The sequence below is a fragment of the Kitasatospora sp. NBC_01246 genome (genome assembly GCF_036226505.1).
GTDB lineage: Bacteria > Actinomycetota > Actinomycetes > Streptomycetales > Streptomycetaceae > Kitasatospora.
Genome location: NZ_CP108484.1, coordinates 5,903,692 through 5,925,749 on the forward strand (window position 1 = coordinate 5,903,692; position 22,058 = coordinate 5,925,749).

19 protein-coding genes are annotated in these 22,058 nt (G+C 73.5%); 12 read left to right on the forward strand and 7 right to left on the reverse strand.

Annotated elements, in window-relative coordinates:
- Window positions 1-170 precede the first annotated feature (170 nt).
- The 3 genes from OG618_RS25600 (at window position 171) to OG618_RS25610 (ending at window position 4,431) form a co-directional block, all read left to right on the forward strand.
- Window positions 171-1,544: a M16 family metallopeptidase gene (locus OG618_RS25600; protein ID WP_329489880.1), complete on the forward strand. Its 1,374-nt coding sequence runs from the start codon at window positions 171-173 to the stop codon at window positions 1,542-1,544.
- Window positions 1,541-2,932, forward strand: a complete 1,392-nt coding sequence (locus OG618_RS25605) for a M16 family metallopeptidase (protein ID WP_329489881.1) — start codon at window positions 1,541-1,543, stop codon at window positions 2,930-2,932. Before OG618_RS25600 ends, OG618_RS25605 begins: the two co-directional genes overlap by 4 nt.
- A gap of 305 nt (window positions 2,933-3,237) precedes the next feature.
- Complete coding sequence (locus tag OG618_RS25610; protein WP_329489882.1) at window positions 3,238-4,431, forward strand: RtcB family protein; 1,194 nt, start codon at window positions 3,238-3,240, stop codon at window positions 4,429-4,431.
- A gap of 51 nt (window positions 4,432-4,482) precedes the next feature.
- Here OG618_RS25610 and OG618_RS25615 read toward each other — a convergent pair whose 3' ends face one another.
- Window positions 4,483-5,292: an LAGLIDADG family homing endonuclease gene (locus tag OG618_RS25615; RefSeq protein WP_329489883.1), complete on the reverse strand. Its 810-nt coding sequence runs from the start codon at window positions 5,290-5,292 to the stop codon at window positions 4,483-4,485.
- 142 nt (window positions 5,293-5,434) lie between these two features.
- Window positions 5,435-5,716 carry an HPr family phosphocarrier protein gene (locus OG618_RS25620; protein ID WP_329489884.1) on the reverse strand — a complete coding sequence of 94 codons (282 nt, stop codon included), beginning with the start codon at window positions 5,714-5,716 and terminating at the stop codon, window positions 5,435-5,437.
- A 343-nt stretch (window positions 5,717-6,059) separates the two neighbouring features.
- On the opposite strand from OG618_RS25620, the gene OG618_RS25625 reads away from it, so the two are divergent.
- The 4 genes from OG618_RS25625 (at window position 6,060) to OG618_RS25640 (ending at window position 11,420) form a co-directional block, all read left to right on the forward strand.
- A complete protein-coding gene (locus tag OG618_RS25625) occupies window positions 6,060-8,813 on the forward strand; it encodes a bifunctional acetate--CoA ligase family protein/GNAT family N-acetyltransferase (protein ID WP_329492272.1) in 2,754 nt (917 codons plus the stop codon).
- Between the two features lie 94 nt (window positions 8,814-8,907).
- A complete protein-coding gene (locus OG618_RS25630; protein WP_329489885.1) occupies window positions 8,908-9,507 on the forward strand; it encodes a DUF5998 family protein in 600 nt (199 codons plus the stop codon).
- Between the two features lie 38 nt (window positions 9,508-9,545).
- A complete protein-coding gene (locus tag OG618_RS25635) occupies window positions 9,546-10,730 on the forward strand; it encodes an alkaline phosphatase family protein (RefSeq protein WP_329489886.1) in 1,185 nt (394 codons plus the stop codon).
- Between the two features lie 33 nt (window positions 10,731-10,763).
- Window positions 10,764-11,420 (forward strand): thymidine kinase, encoded by a 657-nt coding sequence (locus OG618_RS25640; protein ID WP_329489887.1) that lies wholly within the window; start codon window positions 10,764-10,766, stop codon window positions 11,418-11,420.
- 7 nt (window positions 11,421-11,427) lie between these two features.
- On the opposite strand, the gene OG618_RS25645 is transcribed toward OG618_RS25640, so the two are convergent.
- Complete coding sequence (locus OG618_RS25645; protein ID WP_329489888.1) at window positions 11,428-12,183, reverse strand: VOC family protein; 756 nt, start codon at window positions 12,181-12,183, stop codon at window positions 11,428-11,430.
- Between the two features lie 155 nt (window positions 12,184-12,338).
- On the opposite strand from OG618_RS25645, the gene OG618_RS25650 reads away from it, so the two are divergent.
- A complete protein-coding gene (locus OG618_RS25650; RefSeq protein ID WP_329489889.1) occupies window positions 12,339-13,199 on the forward strand; it encodes a sulfurtransferase in 861 nt (286 codons plus the stop codon).
- Window positions 13,200-13,260: 61 nt separating this feature from the next.
- Here the strand turns inward: OG618_RS25650 and sepH are convergent, their stop codons facing one another.
- Window positions 13,261-14,340: a septation protein SepH gene (gene sepH, locus OG618_RS25655; protein ID WP_329489890.1), complete on the reverse strand. Its 1,080-nt coding sequence runs from the start codon at window positions 14,338-14,340 to the stop codon at window positions 13,261-13,263.
- 516 nt (window positions 14,341-14,856) lie between these two features.
- Here sepH and OG618_RS25660 point away from each other — a divergent pair.
- Window positions 14,857-15,735 (forward strand): hypothetical protein, encoded by an 879-nt coding sequence (locus OG618_RS25660; RefSeq protein ID WP_329489891.1) that lies wholly within the window; start codon window positions 14,857-14,859, stop codon window positions 15,733-15,735.
- 6 nt (window positions 15,736-15,741) lie between these two features.
- Here the strand turns inward: OG618_RS25660 and OG618_RS25665 are convergent, their stop codons facing one another.
- Together OG618_RS25665 and OG618_RS25670 are read right to left on the reverse strand one after the other, a co-directional pair.
- On the reverse strand, window positions 15,742-17,064 hold the full coding sequence (locus OG618_RS25665; RefSeq protein WP_329489892.1) for a D-arabinono-1,4-lactone oxidase: 1,323 nt from the start codon (window positions 17,062-17,064) through the stop codon (window positions 15,742-15,744).
- 114 nt (window positions 17,065-17,178) lie between these two features.
- The gene (locus OG618_RS25670) at window positions 17,179-18,435 is read right to left on the reverse strand and encodes an MFS transporter (RefSeq protein ID WP_329489893.1); all 1,257 of its coding nucleotides are present in this window, start codon (window positions 18,433-18,435) and stop codon (window positions 17,179-17,181) included.
- A gap of 127 nt (window positions 18,436-18,562) precedes the next feature.
- Here OG618_RS25670 and OG618_RS25675 point away from each other — a divergent pair, with 127 nt between their 5' ends.
- Complete coding sequence (locus OG618_RS25675; RefSeq protein WP_329489894.1) at window positions 18,563-19,705, forward strand: ferrochelatase; 1,143 nt, start codon at window positions 18,563-18,565, stop codon at window positions 19,703-19,705.
- 20 nt (window positions 19,706-19,725) lie between these two features.
- A complete protein-coding gene (locus OG618_RS25680) occupies window positions 19,726-20,550 on the forward strand; it encodes an inositol monophosphatase family protein (protein WP_329489895.1) in 825 nt (274 codons plus the stop codon).
- A 167-nt stretch (window positions 20,551-20,717) separates the two neighbouring features.
- On the opposite strand, the gene OG618_RS25685 is transcribed toward OG618_RS25680, so the two are convergent.
- Window positions 20,718-20,903: a hypothetical protein gene (locus OG618_RS25685; protein ID WP_329489896.1), complete on the reverse strand. Its 186-nt coding sequence runs from the start codon at window positions 20,901-20,903 to the stop codon at window positions 20,718-20,720.
- Between the two features lie 464 nt (window positions 20,904-21,367).
- Here OG618_RS25685 and OG618_RS25690 point away from each other — a divergent pair, with 464 nt between their 5' ends.
- Entirely contained in the window at window positions 21,368-22,021 is a 654-nt protein-coding gene (locus OG618_RS25690; RefSeq protein WP_329489897.1) for a response regulator transcription factor, read from the forward strand.
- The last annotated feature ends 37 nt before the right edge of the window (window positions 22,022-22,058 follow it).

The window sequence follows — 22,058 nt, forward strand, 5'->3', positions numbered from 1 at the left end:
CCCAGCGCCCCCATTGTGGACCCTCGCGCCGACACTCCGAGCCAGCGCCCCTCTTCCGCCCCTGGCGAACGCCCGGTCCGCGCGGACACATCCGAGCCCTCCCCGCGTTGCACCACAATGGGGGACGCCACACGAACCCCCGACATCGACGACGGGAAGGACCCGAGCGCATGGCCAACCCGGCCCCCGCAGCCGCCTCCACCGGAGGAACTGGCGCTGCCATCGCCATCACCGAGCACCGCCTGGCCAACGGCCTGCGCGTCGTCCTCTCCGAGGACCACCTCACCCCGGTCGCCGCCGTCTGCCTCTGGTACGACGTGGGCTCCCGCCACGAGGTGAAGGGCCGTACCGGTCTGGCCCACCTGTTCGAGCACCTCATGTTCCAGGGCTCCGCCAGCGTCTCGAACAACGGCCACTTCGAGCTCGTGCAGGGCGCCGGCGGCTCGCTCAACGGCACCACCAGCTTCGAGCGCACCAACTACTTCGAGACCATGCCCGCCCACCAGCTGGAGCTCGCCCTCTGGCTGGAGGCCGACCGGATGGGCTCGCTGCTCGCCGCCCTGGACGACACGTCCATGGAGAACCAGCGCGACGTCGTCAAGAACGAGCGCCGCCAGCGCTACGACAACGTGCCCTACGGCACCGCCTTCGAGAAGCTCACCGCGCTCTCCTTCCCCGACGGCCACCCGTACCACCACACCCCCATCGGCTCCATGGCCGACCTCGACGCCGCCACCCTGGAGGACGCCCGCGCGTTCTTCAGCACGTACTACGCGCCGAACAACGCCGTCCTCTCCGTCGTCGGCGACATCGACCCCGAGCAGACCATCGCCTGGGTGGAGAAGTACTTCGGCTCCATCCCCGGCCACGACGGCAAGCAGCCCCCGCGCGACGGCACCCTGCCCGACACCTTCGGCCGGGAGATCCGCGAGCACATCCACGAGGACGTCCCGTCCCGCGCCCTGATGGCCGCCTACCGGCTCCCGCACGACGGCACCCGCGAGGCCGACGCGGCCGACCTGGCCCTCACCATCCTCGGCAGCGGCGAGTCCAGCCGCCTCTACAACCGCCTCGTGCGCCGCGACCGCACCGCCGTCGCCGCCGGCTTCGGCCTGCTCCGCCTCGCCGGCGCCCCCAGCCTCGGCTGGCTCGACGTCAAGACCTCCGGCGACGCCACCATCGAGCAGATCGACGCCGCCGTCGACGAGGAGCTCGCCCGCTTCGCCGCGGAGGGCCCCACCGCCGCCGAACTGGAGCGCGCCCAGGCCCAGATCGAGCGCGAGTGGCTCGACCGGCTCACCACCGTCTCCGGCCGTGCCGACGAACTCTGCCGCTACGCCGTCCTGTTCGGCGACCCGAAGCTGCTGGGCAGCGCCCTGGCCAAGGTGCTCGACGTCACCGCGGAGGAGGTCCAGGCCGTCGCCCAGGCCCGCCTGCACCCGCGCAACCGGGCCGTCCTGGTCTACGAGCCCACCACCGGCGACGACACCGACGCCGACGAGACCGCCACCGACGCCACCGAAGAGGAGGGCGCTGCCGCATGAGCACCGACTACGTCCCCGCCATGACGTTCCACCCCAAGCCCGAGCCCGGCACCGCAGAGCCGTGGGCGTTCCCCGCCCCCGAGCGCGCCGCCCTCGGCAACGGCATCACCGTCCTGCACTGCGACCGCCCCGGCCAGCAACTCGTCGCCGTCGAGGTCCAGCTCGACGTCCCGCTCGCGGCCGAGCCGGAGGGCCTCGACGGCATCGCCACCATCCTGGCCCGCGCCTTCAACGAGGGCACCGACACCCTCACCGCCGAGGAGTTCGCCGCGGAACTGGAGCGGGCCGGCGCCACCCTCGACGCGCACGCCGACCACCCCGGCCTCCGGGTCTCCCTGGAGGTGCCGGCCTCCCGGCTCCAGCGCGGCCTCGGCCTGCTCGCCGACGCGCTGCGCGCGCCCGCGCTGCCCGAGGACGAGATCGAGCGCCTGGTCGCCAACCGGCTCGACGAGCTCGTCCACGAGGCGGCCAACCCCGCCCGCCGCGCCGCCAAGGCCCTCTACGCCGAGCTCTTCGACGGCGCCGACCGGCTCTCCCGCCCCCGCGGCGGCACCGCCGACACGGTCAAGTCCATCGACCGGGCCGCCGTCAAGGCCTTCTACGACGCCCACGTCCGCCCCTCCACCACCACCGTCGTGGTGGTCGGCGACCTCACCGGCACCGACCTGCCCGCGCTCCTGGAGGCCACCCTCGGCGCCTGGACCGGCACCACCGCGGAGCCCACCGTGCACGCCCCGGTGACCGGCGACGACACCGGCCGCGTCGTCATCGTCGACCGCCCCGGCTCGGTCCAGACCCAGCTGCTCATCGGGCGCGTCGGCCCGGACCGCCACGACCCGGCCTGGGCCGCCCAGATCCTCGGCACCTACTGCCTCGGCGGCACCCTCACCTCCCGCCTGGACCGCGTCCTGCGCGAGGAGAAGGGCTACACCTACGGCGTCCGGGCGTTCGCCCAGCCGCTGCGCTCCGCCGCCGACGGCTCCGGCCGTGCGCTGATCGCGATCAGCGGCTCGGTGGACACCGCGTCCACCGCGCCGGCGCTCGCCGACACCTGGACCATCCTGCGGACCCTCGCCGCCGAGGGCCTCACCGACGCGGAGCGCGACGAGGCCGTGCAGTTCCTGGTCGGCGTGGCCCCCCTGAAGTACGAGACCGCGGGCTCCGTCGCCGGCACGCTGGCCGACCAGGTCGAGCAGGACCTGCCGGACGACTACCAGGCCGAGGTCTACCGCAGGCTCGCCGAGCTGCCGACGGCGGAGGCCACCGAGGCCGTCGTCGCGGCGTTCCCGGCGGACCGCCTGGTCACCGTCCTGGTCGGCGACGCCGCCACGATTGCCGACCCGGTGCGCGAGCTGGGCATCGGCGAGGTCACCGTGATCACCGCCTGATCAGCGCCCGATCCCCCCGGTACGGGCTGGGGCCCGGTGGAGCACTCCGCTCCGCCGGGCCCCCGCGTTTTATCCCGTTGCGGGCGCCGGGCGCCGCGTGGGTAGATGTTCCCCGGCACACACGAACGGGAGGAGGCGGTCACCATGCGGGTCGAGCGAACTGCACGACGCTCCCCAAGGCCGTTCTCCCGCTGTGCCCAGGGCGTCTGAGCCCCACCCCCGGAACTTCCCCGAGCCGCGCCGGGACTCTTCGCGCGGCACCCCACCTAGGCTTGAACCAGCCGACCTTTGGAGGTCGTTCAACCATGTCGTACACCGAGGTACCCGGCGTCCGCGTGCCGATCCGGATGTGGACCGACCCGGCCACCGTCGAGGGCCAGGCCATGCAGCAGCTGCGCAACATCAGCTCGCTGCCCTGGCTGCACGGCCTCGCCGTGATGCCCGACGTCCACCTGGGCAAGGGCGCGACGGTCGGCTCCGTGATCGCGATGAAGGGCGCCGTCTGCCCGGCGGCCGTCGGCGTCGACATCGGCTGCGGGATGAGCGCCGTCAAGACCTCGCTCACGGCCGGGGACCTGCCCGACGACCTCTCGCGACTGCGCTCCAAGATCGAGCAGGCCATCCCGGTCGGCCGCGGCCTGCACACCGACCCGGTCGACCCGAAGAAGCTCCACGGCTTCGCCGCGGCGGGCTGGGACGACTTCTGGGAGCGGTTCGACGGCGTGGCCCACGAGGTCAAGTGGCGCCGCGAGCGGGCCATGCAGCAGATGGGGACGCTGGGGTCCGGCAACCACATGATCGAGCTGTGCCTCGATACGACGGGCGCGGTGTGGCTGATGCTGCACTCCGGATCGCGAAACATCGGCAAGGAGCTGGCCGAGTACCACATGGGTGTGGCCCGTTCGCTCCCGCACAACCAGGGTCTGGTCGATCGGGATCTTGCGGTGTTCATCGCGGACACCCCGCAGATGGCGGCCTACCGGCAGGACCTGTACTGGGCGCAGGAGTACGCGAAGAACAACCGCGCCGTCATGATGGCGATGTTCCAGGACGTGCTGCGCCGAGAGTTCGCCCGGAAGAAGGTCGCCTTCGACGGGGTGATCAGCTGCCACCACAACTACGTGGCGGAGGAGCGGTACGACGGTGTCGATCTGCTGGTCACCCGTAAGGGGGCGATCCGCGCCGGGAGCGGCGAGTACGGGATCATCCCCGGCTCGATGGGGACGAGTTCCTTCATCGTCCGTGGCCTCGGGAACACGGCGGCGTTCAACTCGGCCTCCCACGGGGCCGGTCGCAAGATGAGCCGCTCGGCGGCGAAGAAGCGATTCACCGTCCGGGATCTGGAAGAGCAGACCCGGGGTGTGGAGTGCCGCAAGGACAGTGGCGTCGTCGACGAGATTCCCGGTGCGTACAAGTCGATCGAAAAGGTCATGGAGCAGCAGCGCGACCTGGTCGAGATCGTCGCCCAGATCAAGCAGGTCGTCTGCATCAAGGGCTGACCCGGTACGAGGCGGGCGCGGACATGAGCCGGGCCCGCCTCGTTGTCCGTGCTACCGGATTCGTGCTCGCGCCCGCTCGGGACCGACGAGCCGCCACTTGCGAAGGCTGCAGCTCGTGCGGGTGCGTCCGAGCTGGACGGCGACGGCGTCGAGGCTCGGCGCCCGCAAGAGCACGTCGTCCTCCTGCGGTGTCCACCGTCGTCTCGGCGGTGCCACCGCCATGTCGGCAGGGCGGATCCAGGCGGCTGCCCGTTCGGCGCTCGCCAGTTTGCGGGGAATCGCCAGGCACCCGGAATAGTAGAGGTCGGCGGAGACCGCCAGTGCGTTCTCCTTGGTGTAGAGGATGTTGTAGACCGCGTCCCGCTTGTTGCGGTTGAGCGTTCGCCGCGCGCCACAGAGCCGCTCGACGTAGCCGGAGCAGAACGCGGCAAGATCGTCACTCCGAGTGGCGAAGCTGATGAAGGGGAATCCCTTGGCCGTGATTCCCACCGAACCGTCGGCGTCGATCAGGCCTCGGAGGTAGTCCCGCTCGGAGAACGGCGCACCCGGGGGTGCGACGATGTCGGCCTTCCGGCCCACCGGCAGGCCGAGTACCTGCAGTTCCTCCCGGAACTCGCGAGCGCAGACCGTCCACGTCACCGAGGTGTGGTCCGCCTTGAAGTTCGTGCTGCGCGTCCGGTGGCGGATGCTGCTGTTGTACGGGCAGAGCCGCTGGAACTCCTCAAGGACCGGCGCGTCGCAGGCGGAGAGTTCGACACTGAGCCGGCCCCGGTTGCGGGACTGCCGGCTGAGGTGTCCGTCCGCCTGGAGGAAGGCGAACATGTAGGCGTGGTCGGGGCGCTCAAGGTCGAGGAACGTCATGCGGCGAGCATCTGTGCGGCCTGCCGCTCGAGCGGGTCGAACAGCCCGAAGTTCGCTCGATGGTATCGACGCGATCGAATACGCGAACAGAATCGCCCGGCAGTGCTATGACTGCCGGGCGATTCTGTATTCGACTACTCGCTCAGGCGGCGGCCGGCAGCTCGTCGAGGCCTTCCCGGACCAGCTGGGCGAGGCGGTCCAGGGCCTCGTCCGCGCCCTCGGCGTCGGAGGCGAGGATGACCTCCTCGCCGCCCTGGGCGCCGAGGCCGAGCAGGCCGAGCATGGAGGCGGCGTTGATCGGGGTGCCGCCGGGCTTGGCGATGGTGATCGGCACGCCGGTGGCCGTGACGGCCCGGACGAAGACGGAGGCGGGACGGGCGTGCAGGCCCTCGGCCCAACCGATGGTGACGCGGCGCTCAGCCATGAGACGTGCCTTTCCGGTGAAGCTGGTCATGGCCGGGGCAGGGGGGGTCCTTCGACCATGTTGTCTAGACCAGTGTTGCACGCAGGCAACCCCTGCGAGCCGCCGCGTTCAGGACTTGTGATTGTTTCTTTCGGGGGCATAACCCCCGGCCAGTGGCCGTCTCCACCCTGCCGCGACGACACGTCCGGCGCCATTCGGCTCGCCGCCGGATAACCTGACGAATGTGGACGACTCCGCGGTACCGCACCCCGAGCAGACCCCGCAGGATCCGCAGAACCGGCCGGCTCCCCAGCCCCGGCAGTCCCAGGACGCGGACTACCCGCAGCACTGGGAGGCCGACGTCCTGCTGCGTGACGGCGGCACGGCCCGGATCCGGCCGATCACGCCCGCCGACGCCGGCCGGCTGGTCGAGTTCTACGAGCAGGTGTCGGACCAGTCCAAGTACTTCCGCTTCTTCGCGCCCTACCCGCGGCTCTCCGACAAGGACGTCCGCCGCTTCACCCACCACGACTTCGTGAACCGGGTCGGCCTCGCCGTGGTGGTCCGCGACCGCTTCATCGCCACCGTCCGCTACGACCGGATCGACGCCGACGGCCGCCCCTCGGAGACCGGCACCGACGCCGAGGTGGCGTTCCTGGTGCAGGACGCCCACCAGGGCCGCGGGGTCGCCTCCGCACTGCTGGAACACATCGCCGCGGTGGCCCAGGAGCGCGGCATCCGCCGCTTCCAGGCCGAGGTGCTGCCGGAGAACCGCAAGATGGTGAAGGTCTTCACCGACGCCGGCTACACCCAGCACCGCAGCTTCGCGGACGGTGTGGTCCACCTGGAGTTCGACCTGGAGCCGACCGCCGCCTCGCTGGCCGTGATGCGGGCGCGCGAGCACCGGGCCGAGGCGCGGTCCGTGCAGCGGCTGCTCACCCCGCGCTCGGTCGCGGTGGTGGGCGTCTCCCGCCACCCGCAGACCGTCGGCCGGGCGATCCTGCGGGACCTGCTCGGCGGGCTGCCGCACGGTGACGACCGCCGCGTCTACGCGGTGAACCGCAACGCCCCGCCCGGCACCGCGCTGGACGGCGTCCCGGTGCACCGCTCGGTGCTGGAGATCCCCGGCCCGGTGGACCTCGCCGTGATCGCCGTCCCGGCCGCCGCCGTCCCCGCCGCCGTCGCCGACTGCGGCGCGCACGGCGTGCAGGGCCTGGTGGTGGTCACCGCCGGCTACGCCGAGACCGGCCCGGAGGGCCGCGACCGCCAGCGCGCCCTGGTCCGCCAGGCCCGGGCGGCCGGCATGCGGGTGATCGGCCCGAACGCCTTCGGCCTGATCAACACCGACCCCGCGCTCCCGCTCAACGCCTCGCTCGCACCCGTCCTGCCGCGCCGGGGCGGCTTCGGCATCTTCTGCCAGTCCGGCGCGATCGGCGTCGCCCTGCTGGAGGCCGCCCACCGCCGGGGCCTCGGCGTCTCCTCCTTCGCCTCGGTCGGCAACCGCTCCGACGTCTCGGGCAACGACTTCCTCCAGTACTGGGCGGAGGACCCGGCCACCGATGTCGTGCTGCTCTACCTGGAGTCCTTCGGCAACCCCCGCAAGTTCACCCGGATCGCCCGCCGGCTCGCCGCCGTCAAGCCGATCGTGGTCGTCAAGGGCGCCCGCCACACCGGCAGCCTGCCGCCCGGCCACGCCATCCCGGTCACCGCCAGCGGGCTGCGCGACGCCACCGTCGACGCCCTGTTCGAGCAGGCCGGCGTCACCCGGGTGGAGACCATCACCGAGCTGTACGACACCGGGGAGCTGCTCGCGCTCCAGCCGCTGCCGCCCGGCGACCGGGTCGCCGTGGTCGGCAACTCCGACTCGCTCGGCCTGCTCACCCACGACGCCTGCCTCAGCGCCGGTCTGCGCCCCCGCACCCCGGTCGACCTCACCACGGCCGCCACCGGCGAGAACTTCCGGATCGCGCTGGACGTCGCACTCGCGGACCCGTCCGTGGACGCGGTGATCGCCGTCGCGATCCCGCCCATCGGCACCTCCGCGCACGCCTTCATGGGCGGCCGGCTGACCGGCCCGGACGATCCCGAGATGGGCTCCGACGACCCCGAGATCGCCGCCGCCCTGCTCGAAGCGGGCGAGCGCGCGAGGGAGTTGGGCAAGCCGCTGGTGCTCGCCCACCTGGCGCTGACCGACCTGCCGAGCCGGCTCCGCCCGGGCGGCATCCCCGCCTACCCGGCACCGGAGCGCGCCGTCCGCGCCCTCGCGCACGCCGTCCACCACGCCGAGTGGCGGCGCCGGACGGCCGAGGCGGAGGAGACCGCCCGCGTCCCGGAGCTGGACCGGATCGACGAGGGCGGCGCCCGCGACCTGGTCGAGGCGGCGCTCAGCACCCGGACCGCGATCGCCGCCCGCACCCAGCCCGGCGGCGCGCGGATCACCCTGCCGGAGGCCGGCGCCACCGCGCTGCTCGCGCACTACGGCATCGACGTCTCCCCGACCCTGCCCGCGCCCGACGAGGAGTCCGCCGTCCGCGCCGCCGCGACGCTCGGCTACCCGGTGGCGCTCAAGGCGACCGCCCCGCACCTGCGCCACCGCCCCGACCTCGGCAGCGTCCGCCTCGACCTGACCGGCGAGCCGGGGCTGCGCCGCGCCCACCGCGAGCTGGACGCGCTGCTCGGCGGGGCCGCCCAGGCCGAACTCGTCGTGCAGCGCCTGGCCCCGCGCGGTGTGGACACCGTGATCGGGGCCACCGTCGACCCGGCGGTGGGCGCGATCCTCTCCTTCGGTCTGGCCGGCGCCCCGGCCGAGCTGCTCGGTGATGTTGCCCACCGCCTGGTCCCCGCCACCGACCAGGACGTCGCCGGTCTGATCCGCGAGGTCCGGGCGGCCCCGCTGCTGTTCGGCTGGCGCGGCGCCGAGGCGGTGGACACCGCCGCCCTGGAGGAACTGCTGCTGAGGGTGTCGCGGCTGGTCGACGATCTCCCGGAGGTCGCCTCGGTGGACCTCGAACCCGTGGTCGTCGCCCCGCACGGACTGGCGATCCTGGGGGCGCGGGTGCGGATCGCGCCCCTGCCCGTCCGCAGCGATCTGGGCCCGCGCGCGATGAGCACGCTGTAACCTTCCTTGGTTGCGCCCTGTCCGGGGGCGCTGTCGTCCGGAAGCTCGGCGCCGCGCCGCCCGCTTCGTCGGCGGACCATGCCAGGATGGAGTTATGGCGAAGACCGGTACCACCACCACTCAGGACCTGCGCTCGGCGATCGAGCGCAGCGGCTACTACCCGGCCCTGGTGTCCGAGGCGGTCGAGTCCGCGGTGGGTCCCGAGCCGATCAGCTCCTACCTGGTGCACCAGGAGACCACCTTCGACGCCAACGAGGTGCGCCGGCACGTCACCGTGCTGGTGCTGACCCCGACCCGTTTCGTGGTGAGCCACACCGACGAGCAGTCCGGCGGCGAGGCCGGCCCCGCGGTGCCCTACGCCACCACCTCCACCGAGAGCGTCCGGCTGGACCGGATCGGCTCGGTCGTGGTGAGCCGGATGGTCGCCAACCCGGAGACCTACACCCCCGGCACGCTGCCCCGCGAGGTCGTGCTGACCATCGGCTGGGGTGCCGTGCAGCGCCTGGACCTGGAGCCGGCCGGCTGCTCGGACCCGAACTGCGAGGCCGACCACGGATACACCGGATCGGCCACCGCTGACGACCTGTCACTGCGGGTCAGCGAGGCGGGTGACGGCCCGGAGACGGTCGCCCAGGCCCTGGTGTTCGCCCGGGCGCTCTCCGACGCCACGATCAGCAACGGTCCGCGGGTCTGAGCCGACGCACCGGAAGCCAGGAAGTCAGCCTCTCACCCATGTCCTTCGCACCCGACGCCCACGACGCCTTCGAGATCCTCGACCCCGCCGCCGCCCCGGCCCCCCTGTACGGCGGCGGCTCGCTCTGTGACCTGCTGCCCTCGGTGGCGGCCGGACTCGGCGTGCCCGGCTTCACCGCCGCACTGCCGATCGCCCCGGCCGACCGGGTGGTGGTATTCCTGGTCGACGGACTCGGCTGGGAGCTGCTGCTGCGCCACCCCGAGTACGCGCCGTTCCTCTCCTCGCTGATCGGCAGCTCGCTCGCCGGCACCGGCCGCCCGCTGACCGCCGGCTTCCCGTCCACCACCGCCACCTCGCTGGCCTCGGTCGGCACCGGGACCCCGCCCGGCCTGCACGGTCTGGTCGGCTACACGGTCGCGGTGCCGGGCGCCGGCCACCTGATGAACCAGCTGCGCTGGCAGCCGCCGGTCGCCCCGCACACCTGGCAGCCGTACCCGACGGTGTTCGAGCAGACGCACGCCGCCGGGGTGGCGACAGCCCAGGTCTCCTCGCCGCTGTTCGCCCAGACCCCGCTGACCCGGGTGGCGCTCTCCGGCGGCAGCTTCCTCGGCCGCACCACCGGCGAGGAGCGGATGGACCAGGCCGCCCGCTGGCTGGCCGAGCACGACCGCGCCCTCGTCTACACCTACGTGAGCGAGCTGGACGGCGCGGGGCACCGGTTCGGGGTGGACTCCGACGACTGGCGGATGACGCTGGACGCGGTGGACCGCCTGGCCCGCCGCCTGGCCGAGCAGCTGCCGCCGCGGTCGGCGATGTACGTCACCGCCGACCACGGCATGATCGACATCGCTCCGGAGGACCGGATCGACTTCGACGAGGACTGGGAGCTGGGCGCCGGCGTCGCCCTGCTCGGCGGCGAGGGCCGGGCCCGGCACGTCTACGCGGTGCCCGGCGCGGCCGCCGACGTGTACGCGGTCTGGAGCGAGGTGCTGGGCGACCGGATGTGGGTGGCCACCCGGGACGACGCGATCGCGGCAGGCTGGTTCGGACCCTCCGTGGACGAGCGGGTCTACCTGCGGATCGGCGACGTGGTCGCCGCCGCCCGGGACGACGTCGCGGTGACCGCCTCCCGCAACGAGCCCGGCGAGTCCGCGATGATCGGTTTGCACGGCTCGATGACCCCGGTCGAGCAGTTCGTGCCCCTGCTCGAAGTCCGCACGTGAACCCCCTTGAAGTGAAAGGCCTTCGCACCACCCATGGCTGAACTGGTGTTCTTCTCGGGCACGATGGACTGCGGGAAGTCGACGCTCGCGCTGCAGATGGACCACAACCACGCCGCGCGCGGCCGGCAGGGGATCATCCTCACCCGCAACGACCGGGCCGGCGCGGCCACCATCTCCAGCCGGCTCGGCCTGCAGGCCGAGGCGGTCGAGGTGGCGGACGAATTCGACTTCCACGCCCACGTCGTGCACCGGCTCTCGGCCGGCGGCCGGGTGGACTACCTGATCTGCGACGAGGCCCAGTTCTTCGCCGCGGAGCAGGTCGACCAACTGGCCCGGGTGGTGGACGAACTCGGCATCGACGTGTTCACCTTCGGCATCACCACGGACTTCCGCACCCGGCTGTTCCCCGGTTCCCAGCGGCTGATCGAACTGGCCGACCGGGTGGAGGTCCTCCAGGTCGAGGCGCTCTGCTGGTGCGGCGCGCGGGCCACCCACAACGCCCGTACGGTGGGCGGCGTGATGGTGGTCGAGGGCGCCCAGGTCGTGATCGGCGACATCACGGTGCGCGAGGACGAGGTCGGCTACGAGGTGCTCTGCCGCCGGCACCACCGCCGCCGGCTGACCGCCGCCACCGCCCGCGTCTCGGTGCTCTCCCCGGACGTGCTGCCCTTCGAGGAGCAGCAGGCCTGACCCGCTCCTACCGGAGCCCCGCCTGCAGCACCGAGAAGTGCCCGCCCTGCGGGTCCGCGAGTCGAGCCACCGGTCCGCGCCCGCTCTCGTGCGGCTCCAGCAGCACCCGGCCGCCCAGCCGGATCGCCCGACGGACCGTCAGTTCGACGTCCTGGACGGCGAAGTGGACTCGCCAGCGCGGCGGGTGGCCGCGCAGCTCGGCGCCGTGCCGGATGCCCGCCACCGGCCGGCCGTCCACCAGCAGCGCGGACTCGCCGCCAGCGGGTGCCACCGGCCGCCCGAGCACCGCGCCGTAGAACACCGCGGCGCCCTCCTCGTCCGGCGTGAGCAGCTCGGCCCAGGCCGGTCCGCCGGGCTCGGGTCCGGCCTCGCGGCCGATGTGCTCCTCGCCCTGCCAGAGGCCGAAGACCGCGCCGGAGACGTCGGCCGCGATCGCCAGCCGTCCGGCCCGCTCGGCCTGGAGCGGCCCGACCGCCACCGTTCCGCCGCACTCGTGCACCAGTTGGGCCGTCCGGTCGGCGCTGTCCACCGCGAAGTAGGTGGTCCACTGCACCGGGAAGCCGGGCACCGCGGCGACGCCGAGGCCGGCGACCGGCGCACCGCCCGACTCGGCCCGGACGTAGTCGCCGAGCTCGGTGGGGCCGGGGGTGTACGTCCAGTCGAGCAGCTCGCCGTAGAACGCGCGGGCGCCGGCCAGGTCGTCGGTCATCAGGCTGACCCAGCACGGCGTGCCCTGGGCCAGCCGGAGTGTCACCGCGGGCATGCGGGCCTCCTCACGGGGCGGTCGGCGCACGGACCTGCGCACGTGAGGGTGATGGTTCCACCCTGGCGCGCGTCGAACCCTCGGGCCGCGCGGAAAGTCCGGCAAAGACCGCACAAAGAGCGTTGAGTTGGTGGTGCTGCGCGAGAATGACCGCCATGACGACCTCTCACGATGACTCCCCGCTGGTGTCGGTGGCCGGCCTGCGGGAGGCGCTCGCCTCGGCGCGTCCGCCCGTCCTGCTCGATGTGCGCTGGCAGCTCGGCGGCCCTCCCGGCATCGAGGACTACGCGGCGGGCCATCTGCCCGGTGCGGGCTTCGTTGCGCTGGACACCGACCTCGCCGCCCCGGCCGGGCCGCCCGGGCGCGGTGGCCGTCACCCGCTGCCCGACCCGGAGGAGTTGGGCGCCGCGCTGCGTCGCCTCGGGGTCCGCGCCGACCGTCCGGTGGTGGTGTACGACGGTGCGACCTCGCTGGCGGCGGCGCGCGCCTGGTGGCTGCTGCGCTGGGCCGGTCACCCGGACGTGCGGGTGCTGGACGGCGGGTTCGCCGCGTGGCAGGCGGCCGGGCTGCCGGTGACCACCGAGGTGGAGAGCCCGGAGCCGGGTGACTTCAAGCCGGTGCCCGGGCAGTTGCCGACGGTCGACGGGGACGGCGCGGCCGCGCTGGCCCGGACCGGTCTGCTGCTGGACGCGCGGGCGGGCGAGCGCTACCGGGGCGAGACCGAGCCGATCGACCCGCGGGCCGGCCACGTGCCGGGGGCGCTCTCCGCGCCGACCACCGAGAACGTCGGCCCGGACGGGCGGTTCCGGCCGGCCGCCGAACTGGCCGAGCGGTTCCGCGCGCTGGGCGCCGCCGAGCGGGAGACCGCGGTGTACTGCGGGTCCGGGGTGACGGCGGCCCACCAGATCCTCGCCCTGGCGGTGGCCGGGCTGCCAGCCGCGCTGTACCCGGGCTCGTGGAGCGAGTGGTCGAGCGACGAGAGCCGCCCGGTGGCGGTCACCGAGCAGCCCGGCTGATCGACGGAACGGGAGAGGGGTGGCGGGCCGACCGGCCCGCCACCCCTCGTTCCACGTCTGCCTACTCCTGCTTCTTGCGCCGGCTGCCGAAGACGATCTCGTCCCAGCTCGGCACGGTGGCCCGGCGCCCGGGCCGGACACCGTCCGCCTCGGCCTGCCGGTCCGTGGTGCCCACCAGCCGCTCCCGGTGCGGGGCGACCGCACGCGGCATCAGGATGTCGGCGTACGCCGAGCCCGCACCGACCGCGGGTGCGGCCGCGGCGGCGGGCTCCTCGGTCTCCTCGGCGACCTCGACGGGCGGCACCGGTTCGATCGGGGCGGGGCCGACCGCGAGGTCGCCCCGGAAGGCGGGGACCACGTCGAGCAGGCTGGTCAGCGAGTCACGGGACTCGGCGGTGGCCTCCCGGGACTCCCGCACCTCGCGGGAGGACATGATCCGGTCGGCCGAGGGCCGGTCGATCATCGGGCGGGGCGGCCGCTCCTGGGGGAGCCGCGCGATCCGCGGGATGAACGGGAAGACCGACTCCTCCTCGCGCTCGACGTTCTCGCCGATCAGCGCGCGGGCCTCGTCGTCGTTCGGCTGGACCAGGCGCCGCGGCGGGTCGTACGTCCAGGACGCGCTGCGGCCCTCGCCGTCGGCCCGGTAGCAGAGGATGACCTCCCACGTGCCGTCGTCGCGCCGCCAGGAGTCCCAGCGCTCGGTGTCCTTCTCGGCGCCGCGCAGCGCGAGCCGCTCGGCGACGGCCTCGCCCAACTGGGGGCCGGAGGACTCGCCGTGGCGGCGGATCGCGGTCTTGCGGGCCCGCTCGGCCATGAAGGCGCGCTCCGCGAGCACCGGCCCTTCGAAGCGGCGGACCCGGTCCACGGAGATGCCGGCCGCCTGCGCGACCTCCTCGGCGGAGGCACCGGCTCGTATCCGCGCCTGGATGTCCCTGGGGCGGAGGTGGCTCTCGACCTCGATCTCGATCTGGCCGAGGCGTGGACGGTCACCACGGATGGCGGCGCGCAGCCGCTCGTCGATGGGGAGGGTGTACTCCGTGCTGTCGGCGGCCTTGAGCACCAGCCGTGTGCCGTCGTTGCTGACGGCCACAACCCGCAGTTCGGGCACGGTTACCTCCCGGGTGGTGCCTGCCGACGTCACCTGCGTCGCTGCTCCCGTACTGAGTGTGGCCTGCCCGCTCGCGACTGGCCACAACCTTGCTGAGTTCCCCGGCGTGTCGGGCTTACGCCCGGTCACACCGCTGTGGCACGGTTGCCTTTTTGCCACGTCATCCGTCGACGTCGCGCCTGGGTGTCCCGGCCGTCCTCGCACGCGCAGTGACGCGACGATCCGGGACGGGCGTCGCCGTGCGTGCCTGATCCGTGGCTCTTCGTCAATCTGCCGGTTGATAGGCAGTCGACAAGTCGACCCAAGGCTCAGGCTTTACGAACAGTACTCCATTCGTGGCATCCAAAGGGGCGGCTCGCCGCTCAAGTCTCCCGCGATTCACGGGAATCTCAAGAGCGCGCACCCCCAATGGCCGACGGCCGGCCGATGCACGGTGATCATCTTCACATATATCCCCCGCACAGAACCGCATTTTCGACCCTTGTGTCCTTCTTTGGGCAAGATGGAGTGACTTGTTCGAAGACCAGTCGTACTGACCGAGGGATGTCGATGCCGGAGCAGAAGCCCGCCGAGGAGGGCGGCAAGGAAGGTCGCAGGCGAATTGACCTGAGTGTGGCTCAGGTCGCGGCGAGTGCGCTGGCCACCGTGGTGGGCGCCCTGCTCGCCTCCGAACTCGGCGTCTACGGAACCATTCTGGGCGCGGCCGTGGTCAGCGTCGGCGCGACCACCGGCGGTGCGGTGTTCCAGCACCTCTTCCGGCGCACCGGTGAGCAACTGCGCGGGGCGGTGGACCGCACTGGCCCGGGGCCGGTGGTGAACGGGCTGCGCCAGGTGCCGGATTCCGACACGCGGGGGCCGGTGATCTCCCCGGCGTGGAACGAACCCCGGGTGGTGCGGGCGCGCCGGCGCTGGACCTGGAAGTCGTACGGGGCGGTGTCCGCGTTGGTCTTCGTGTTGGCGATGATGCCGATACTCGCCTTCGAGTTGGCGACCGGGCAGCCGGTCTCGGCGACGGTGAAGGGGGAGTCGGGCAGCGGCACCTCACTGGGCGGCACGGTCGCCCCCAAGCCGGCCGACCCGCCGACGGGCGATCACTCGGGCGGGCCGTCGCGGGGCACCGGCGGTGCTTCGCCCTCACCGTCGGCCGGGAGTGGTGGTGCGGCCTCGGAGCCGGCGACCCCTGGCGGGAGCCCGAGTGCGGGGAGCGGCGGTACGGCCTCGCCCTCGGCGGGTCCGAGCGGGACGCCGTCCGGGTCGCCCTCCGCGGGTCCGTCCACCGGTCCGTCCGCCAGCCCGTCCGCCAGTCCGTCCGGAGGTCCGTCCGGCGGGTCGTCCGCGCCGACCGGGAGCGCGTCGAAGCCGGCCGGGTCGGCGACCCCGGCCCCGCCCGCCCCGAGCGGCGCGCCGACCGGGCCGGCCGCCGGCTGAGGGCGGTCAGGCGCCCAGGACCCGCCGCAGGTAGTCGTTGCCGAAGACCCGCCGCGGGTCGACCTCGTCGCGCAACGCGGTGAAGTCGGCGAAGTGCGGGTAGACCTCGGCGAGGTAGCCGGCGTCGCGGGTGTGCAGCTTGCCCCAGTGCGGCCGGCCCCGGTGGGCGGTCATCAGCTTCTCCACCTCGGTGAAGTAGCCCTGCTCGGCGGTGCCCCGGTAGAGGTGGACGGCGATGTAGGCGGTGTCCCGGCCGCTCGCGGTGGAGAGCCAGAGGTCGTCGGCGGGGGCGAACCGGACCTCGACGGGGAAGCTGATCCGCCAGTCGGAGCGCTCGATCATGGCCTTGAGCTCGCGCAGCACCCCGGCCAGCTCCTCGCGCGGCACCGCGTACTCCATCTCGGTGAAGCGGACCTTGCGCGGGCTGGTGAACACCTTGTGGGCGGTGTCGGTGTAGCTGCGGTCCGACCAGGCGCGGCTGGCCAGCGAGGCGATGGTCGGGACGCTGCGGGGGAAGCGCCGGCCGACCCGGCAGGCGCCCTCCCAGACCGTGTTGGAGAGGAAGTCGTCCTCCAGCCAGCTCTTGAAGCGGGGCAGCGGGGCGGCCGGGCCCTGGCTGCGGTTGTTGCGCTTGGTGGAGCAGCGGTCGGTGTGCGGGAACCAGTAGAACTCGAAGTGCTCGTTCACCGCGGTGAGGTCGTCGAGCCGGTCGAGCACCTCGTCGAAGCGCATCGGCTGCTCGTGGGCGGTGAGCAGGAAGGCCGGTTCGACGGCGAGGGTCACCGCGGTGATCACGCCGAGGGCGCCGAGGCCGAGCCGGGCGCCGTGGAAGAGCCGCGGGTCCTCGGTGGGCGAGCAGTGCCGGACGCTGCCGTCGGCGAGGACGATCTCCAGGGCGCGGATCTGGGCGGCGAGCGAGCCGGAGTCCCGGCCGGTGCCGTGGGTGCCGGTGCTGGTCGCGCCGGCCACCGTCTGCACCTCGATGTCACCCATGTTGGTGAGCGAGAGGCCGGCCGCGGCCAGCACGCGGTTGAGCCGGGCGAGCGGGAGGCCGCCCTCGACGGTGACGGTCCCGGCCTCGCGGTCGATGGCGCGGACGGCGGTCATCGCGTAGGGGCGGACCAGGACGCCGCCCTCGGCCGAGGCGATCGCGGTGAAGGAGTGGCCGGAGCCGACCGCCTTGACGCCCTGCCCCTGGTCCGCGGCCCGGGTGATCTCCTTGGCCAGTTCCTCCGCCGTGCCGGGCGTGACCACCTTGGCGGGGTGCGCGCTCTGGTTCCCGGCCCAGTTGGTCCAGCGGGTACGGGGTGCGGTACTGGCCTGGGGCATGCGGTGCCTCCTGCTCCGTGGCCGAACGGTGTCGGCGCGCTCCCGGGCGGTGGGGGCCGCCCGGGTGTCCCTACCCGCGGGTAGGACCCGCGAGTAGGCAGGAGAGTAGTCAGTTCACCGTTCGAGGTCTACGGTCTCGGCGGCCGGCTGCCCGGCCGAGGCGGCGGCCAGGCCCGTTCCGAGGCGCCGCAGGCCGACCAGGGCGGTCAGTACGCCGAACACCCCGGCGGTCACCGGCACCCAGTATCCGGCGGCGGCGCCGGAGGCGTCCACCACCCAGCCGCCGGCCGAGGAGCCGAGGGCGACGCCGAGGGCGAGCCCGGTGGTGGTCCAGGTCATGCCCTCGGTGAGCTGGGAGGCCGGGACGAGCCGTTCGACCAGGGCCATCGCGGTGATCAGGGTGGGGGAGATGGCGATGCCGGCGACCAGCAGGGCGGCGCCGACCGCGATCAGTCCGCCCACGCCCCGCACGGACTCGGCGGCCAGCAGCAGCGGCACCATGCTGACGGCCATGAACAGGACGCCGCCGAAGAACCGGGCGGCCATCGAGCCCTTGAGCCGGAGGGTGCCGAACACCACGCCGGCCAGGCAGGAGCCGAACGCCCACAGGGCCAGGATCACGCTGGCGACGGACTTGTGGCCCTGGGCCTCGGAGAAGGCGACGGTGACGACCTCGACCGAGCCGAAGATCGCCCCGGTCGCGACGAAGGTCAGGATCAGCACCTGGAGGCCGCGGTTGCGGATCACCGAGCTGCCGGCGTGCCGGGCGGCCGGGTGGACCGGGGGCTCGGTGGAGCGCTGCCCGGCGAACAGCACCACGCCGACCATGAGGAAGAGCCCGGCGAGCAGGACCCCGGCCTCCGGGAAGACGGCGGTGGCCAGGCCGATCGAGAGGATCGGGCCGACGATGAAACAGATCTCGTCGACCACGGCCTCGAAGGAGTACGCGGTGTGCAGCTTGGGCGCGTCGTCCCGGTAGAGGTGGGCCCAGCGGGCGCGGACCATCGCGCCGGTGCTCGGCATCACGCCCATCCCCGCGGCGAAGAGGAACAGCGTCCAGTCCGGTGCCTCCAGCCGGGCGCAGAGCAGCAGGCCGACGGCGGCCAGCACGGTGACCGCGGTGGCCGGCAGGACGATCCGGCGCTGTCCGTGGCGGTCCACCAGCCGGGAGACCTGCGGCCCGAGCACGGCCGCGGACACCGCCAGCGTCGCCGAGACCAGGCCCGCCACCCCGTAGGAGCCTCTCAGCTGGGAGAGCATGGTCACGATGCCGATGCCGGTCATCGAGATCGGGAGCCGGGAGACGAAGCCGGTGGTGGAAAAGGCCAGAGTGCCGGGGGCGGCGAATATCTGGCGGTAGCTGGACAGCACGGGAGCTCCGCAGGAGTAAGGAACGAGGCTGGACTACACAGCTTACGTACCTTGGCAAACCGTATTTTCCGGACACCGGTGCGATCCCGGCGTCGCGGTCCGGCCCCTCAATGGCAGGATCGGTCCCATGTCCGACGTGCGCAATCCCTCACCCACCGGGGCCGCTCCCTACGACGCCCTGCTCCTGCTCTCCTTCGGCGGGCCCGAGGCCCCCGAGGACGTCGTCCCCTTCCTGGAGAACGTCACCAGGGGACGCGGCATCCCCAAGGAGCGGCTCAAGGAGGTGGGCAAGCACTACTTCATGTTCGGCGGCGTGAGCCCGATCAACGAGCAGAACCGCGAGCTGCTCGCCGCGCTGCGCAAGGACTTCGCCGAGCACGGGCTGGACCTCCCGGTCTACTGGGGCAACCGCAACTGGGCGCCCTACCTGACCGACGCCCTGCGCGAGCTCGCCGCCGACGGGCACCGCCGTGTCGCCGTCCTCGCCACCAGCGCCTACGCCGGCTACTCCGGCTGCCGCCAGTACCGGGAGAACCTCGCCGACGCGCTGGCCCGGCTCGCCGAGGAGGGGCTGTCCGGACTCCGGGTCGACAAGCTCCGGCACTTCTACAACCACCCCGGCTTCGTCGAGCCGATGATCGACGCCACGCTGGCCGCGCTGGCGCGGCTGCCCGAGGCGGTGCGGGCCGGTGCCCGGCTGGCGTTCACCACGCACTCCGTCCCCGACACCATGGCGCAGACCTCCGGCGCACCGGACGACCCGGCCCGGGGCCGGCCGGGCGGCGCGTACGTCGCCCAGCACCTGGACGTCGCCGGGCTGATCGCGGCGGCCGTCGCCGAGCGGACCGGGGTCGCCGACCGCCCCTGGGAGCTGGTCTTCCAGAGCCGCAGCGGCGCCCCGCAGACCCCGTGGCTGGAGCCCGACATCTGCGACCACCTGGAGGCGCAGCACGCGCAGGGCGCGCCCGCCGTCGTGATGGTCCCGATCGGCTTCGTCTCCGACCACATGGAGGTCAAGTACGACCTGGACACCGAGGCGGTGGCGAAGGCCGCCGAGCTCGGCCTGCCCGTCGCCCGGGCGGCCACCGTCGGTGCCGACCCCCGGTTCACCGCCGCCGTGCGGGAACTGGTCCTGGAGCGGGCCGCCGCCGAACGCGGCGCGCCCGTGACCCGCTGCGCCCTCGGCGCGCTCGGCCCCAGCCACGACGTGTGCGCGGTGGCCTGCTGCCCGAACCCGCGCGCCCCCCGCCCGGCCGCCGCCGAGCGCTGACCCCGCACCGAGGAGACCCCGTGCCCAGCCCCGGACCCGCCGCCCCGCCCGCCGCCCTGCTGGACGAACTGCTCGACGTCGCCCTGGACGCCGCCCGCCGGGCCGGCGCCCTGCTGCGCGACAGCCGGCCCGCCGACCTGGGGGTCGCGGGCACCAAGAGCAGCCCGGTCGACGTGGTGACCGAGATGGACCTCGCCTCCGAGAAGCTCCTCCTGGAGCTGATCGCCGCCCGCCGCCCGGACGACGGCTACCTCGGCGAGGAGGGGTCCGAGCGGCCCGGCACCAGCGGGGTCCGGTGGGTCGTCGACCCGCTCGACGGCACCGTCAACTACCTCTACGGGCTGCCCTCCTGGGCCGTCAGCGTGGCCGCCGAGCTGGACGGCCGGGCGGTCGTCGGCGTGGTCTACGCCCCCGCGCGCGGGGAGCTCTTCGAGGCGGTGCTGGGCCGGGGCGCCCGGCTGGACGGCCGGCCGGTGTCGGCCCGCCCGGCCCCGCCGTGGGGGCAGGCGCTGATCGGCACCGGCTTCAACTACGTGCAGGCGGTGCGCGTCCGGCAGGCCGAGGTGCTGCTCGCGCTGATGCCGGAAGTCCGTGACATCCGGCGCGGCGGCGCCGCCGCCGTGGACCTGTGCGACGTCGCGGCCGGGCGCCTGGACGGCTACTACGAGCGCGGACTGGCCCCCTGGGACCGCGCGGCCGGCTGTCTGATCGCCACCGAGGCCGGCGCCCTGGTCGGCGGCCGCCCCGGCGAGGGGCCGGACGGCGAGCTGACCGTCGCGGCCGCGCCCGGGGTCTACGAGCCGCTCCAGGAGCGGCTGGCGCGGCTGCGCGCCTGGGCCGACTGACCCGCCCCGGCCGGGGGCCGGTGTCCGCGGTGGTGCGGAACCCGGCCCCCCGGCCGGTGTCCGGGCAGCGAAGAGCCCTGGCATACGGGGAATGCCAGGGCTTGAGGTTTCGCACGGCCCCCACAGGGCCGCTGGTGCCGGAGTCCGGCGTCGGGTCGGCAGGTCGGTCAGGCAGCGCTGCGGTGGCGCTCCAGCACCGTGTCGACGCCGTGTTCGGCGGCGAGTCGGCGGAGGTCGTCCAGCTCGGACTGCTCCACCTCGGCGAGGAACTCGTCCCCGGCCTCGATCGCGCGGTGCAGGTCCTGCTCGGCGTTGGCTATGCGCTGCAGGATTCCGGCGGTGAAGGCGTCCATACGGGCCCCCTTACTGTGTCGGACGTGCACGTTCGTGCGTCCCCCGCCCCAGGATCGTGGTAGCCAGCGGAAGCGTCCGATCCGGTGGGTCGTGATCTCCGGTCGGGCGCGGAGACGGCCCTCGGCCGCTCCCGGTGACGCCCCAGCCCCAGGGCCGGCGCGGATGAACGCACGGCGGGTGGGTGCGATCGGCCGTCAGCCGGATCGCGGGTGTGCAGCTGTCCTCCCCAGCCCCTGGTCGGGGAAACCTCCCCGGGCGAGAAAGTTGCCCGTGTCACAGTCCAAGCGGAGTGTTCCCGGCACGAATCGGGACGGAGGCCGTCGTCGCGGCGGCGGTCGCGCCCCCGGGCGCTCCTGCCTCCGGGGCAGCTTATCGCTGCTTTACCGCACGACCAGGCAGGATGGAGGCACCGTCGGAGCCGCGCGTCCGCTTCCGGGGCCGGCCTGGAGAAGGGACAACGACCGTGCGGGTTCTCGTCGTCGAGGACGAGCAGCTGCTCGCCGAGGCCGTCGCCACCGGCTTGCGCCGCGAGGCGATGGCCGTCGACGTGGTGTACGACGGGGAGGCCGCGCTCCAGCGCATCGCGGTCAACGACTACGACGTGGTGGTGCTCGACCGGGACCTGCCACTGGTCCACGGCGACGACGTCTGCCGCAGCGTGGTCGACCAGGGCCTGGCCACCCGGGTGATCATGCTGACCGCCTCCGGCGACATCAGCGACCGGGTCGAGGGTCTGGAGATCGGTGCGGACGACTACCTCCCCAAGCCCTTCGCCTTCAGTGAACTCGTCGCCCGGGTAAGGGCGCTGGGCCGCCGCGCGACCGTCCCGCTGCCGCCGGTGCTGGAGCGCGCCGGCATCTCCGTCGACCCCGGCCGCCGCGAGGTGATCCGCGACGGGCGGCCCGTCCAGCTCGCTCCCAAGGAGTTCGCCGTCCTGGAGGTGCTGATGCGGGCCGGCGGCGCCGTGGTCTCCGCCGAGCAGCTCCTGGAGAAGGCCTGGGACGAGCACACCGACCCGTTCACCAACGTCGTGCGCGTCACCGTGATGACGCTGCGCCGCAAGCTCGGCGACCCGCCGGTGATCGTCACCGTGCCGGGCTCCGGCTACCGGATCTGACCGGCTCCGGCCGGACACCCGCGGGCCCCACCCCCAC

What these genes read in the sequence shown, in the direction of transcription:
- OG618_RS25635 (WP_329489886.1), top strand. Translation starts at nt 9,546, where the DNA reads ATGTCCTTCGCACCCGACGCCCACGACGCCTTCGAGATCCTCGACCCC.
- OG618_RS25615 (WP_329489883.1), bottom strand. Translation starts at nt 5,292, where the DNA reads ATGACGTTCCTCGACCTTGAGCGCCCCGACCACGCCTACATGTTCGCC.
- OG618_RS25660 (WP_329489891.1), top strand. Translation starts at nt 14,857, where the DNA reads ATGCCGGAGCAGAAGCCCGCCGAGGAGGGCGGCAAGGAAGGTCGCAGG.
- OG618_RS25610 (WP_329489882.1), top strand. Translation starts at nt 3,238, where the DNA reads ATGTCGTACACCGAGGTACCCGGCGTCCGCGTGCCGATCCGGATGTGG.
- OG618_RS25685 (WP_329489896.1), bottom strand. Translation starts at nt 20,903, where the DNA reads ATGGACGCCTTCACCGCCGGAATCCTGCAGCGCATAGCCAACGCCGAG.
- OG618_RS25665 (WP_329489892.1), bottom strand. Translation starts at nt 17,064, where the DNA reads ATGCCCCAGGCCAGTACCGCACCCCGTACCCGCTGGACCAACTGGGCC.
- OG618_RS25650 (WP_329489889.1), top strand. Translation starts at nt 12,339, where the DNA reads ATGACGACCTCTCACGATGACTCCCCGCTGGTGTCGGTGGCCGGCCTG.
- OG618_RS25640 (WP_329489887.1), top strand. Translation starts at nt 10,764, where the DNA reads ATGGCTGAACTGGTGTTCTTCTCGGGCACGATGGACTGCGGGAAGTCG.
- OG618_RS25675 (WP_329489894.1), top strand. Translation starts at nt 18,563, where the DNA reads ATGTCCGACGTGCGCAATCCCTCACCCACCGGGGCCGCTCCCTACGAC.
- OG618_RS25645 (WP_329489888.1), bottom strand. Translation starts at nt 12,183, where the DNA reads ATGCCCGCGGTGACACTCCGGCTGGCCCAGGGCACGCCGTGCTGGGTC.
- OG618_RS25605 (WP_329489881.1), top strand. Translation starts at nt 1,541, where the DNA reads ATGAGCACCGACTACGTCCCCGCCATGACGTTCCACCCCAAGCCCGAG.
- OG618_RS25630 (WP_329489885.1), top strand. Translation starts at nt 8,908, where the DNA reads ATGGCGAAGACCGGTACCACCACCACTCAGGACCTGCGCTCGGCGATC.
- OG618_RS25600 (WP_329489880.1), top strand. Translation starts at nt 171, where the DNA reads ATGGCCAACCCGGCCCCCGCAGCCGCCTCCACCGGAGGAACTGGCGCT.
- OG618_RS25620 (WP_329489884.1), bottom strand. Translation starts at nt 5,716, where the DNA reads ATGGCTGAGCGCCGCGTCACCATCGGTTGGGCCGAGGGCCTGCACGCC.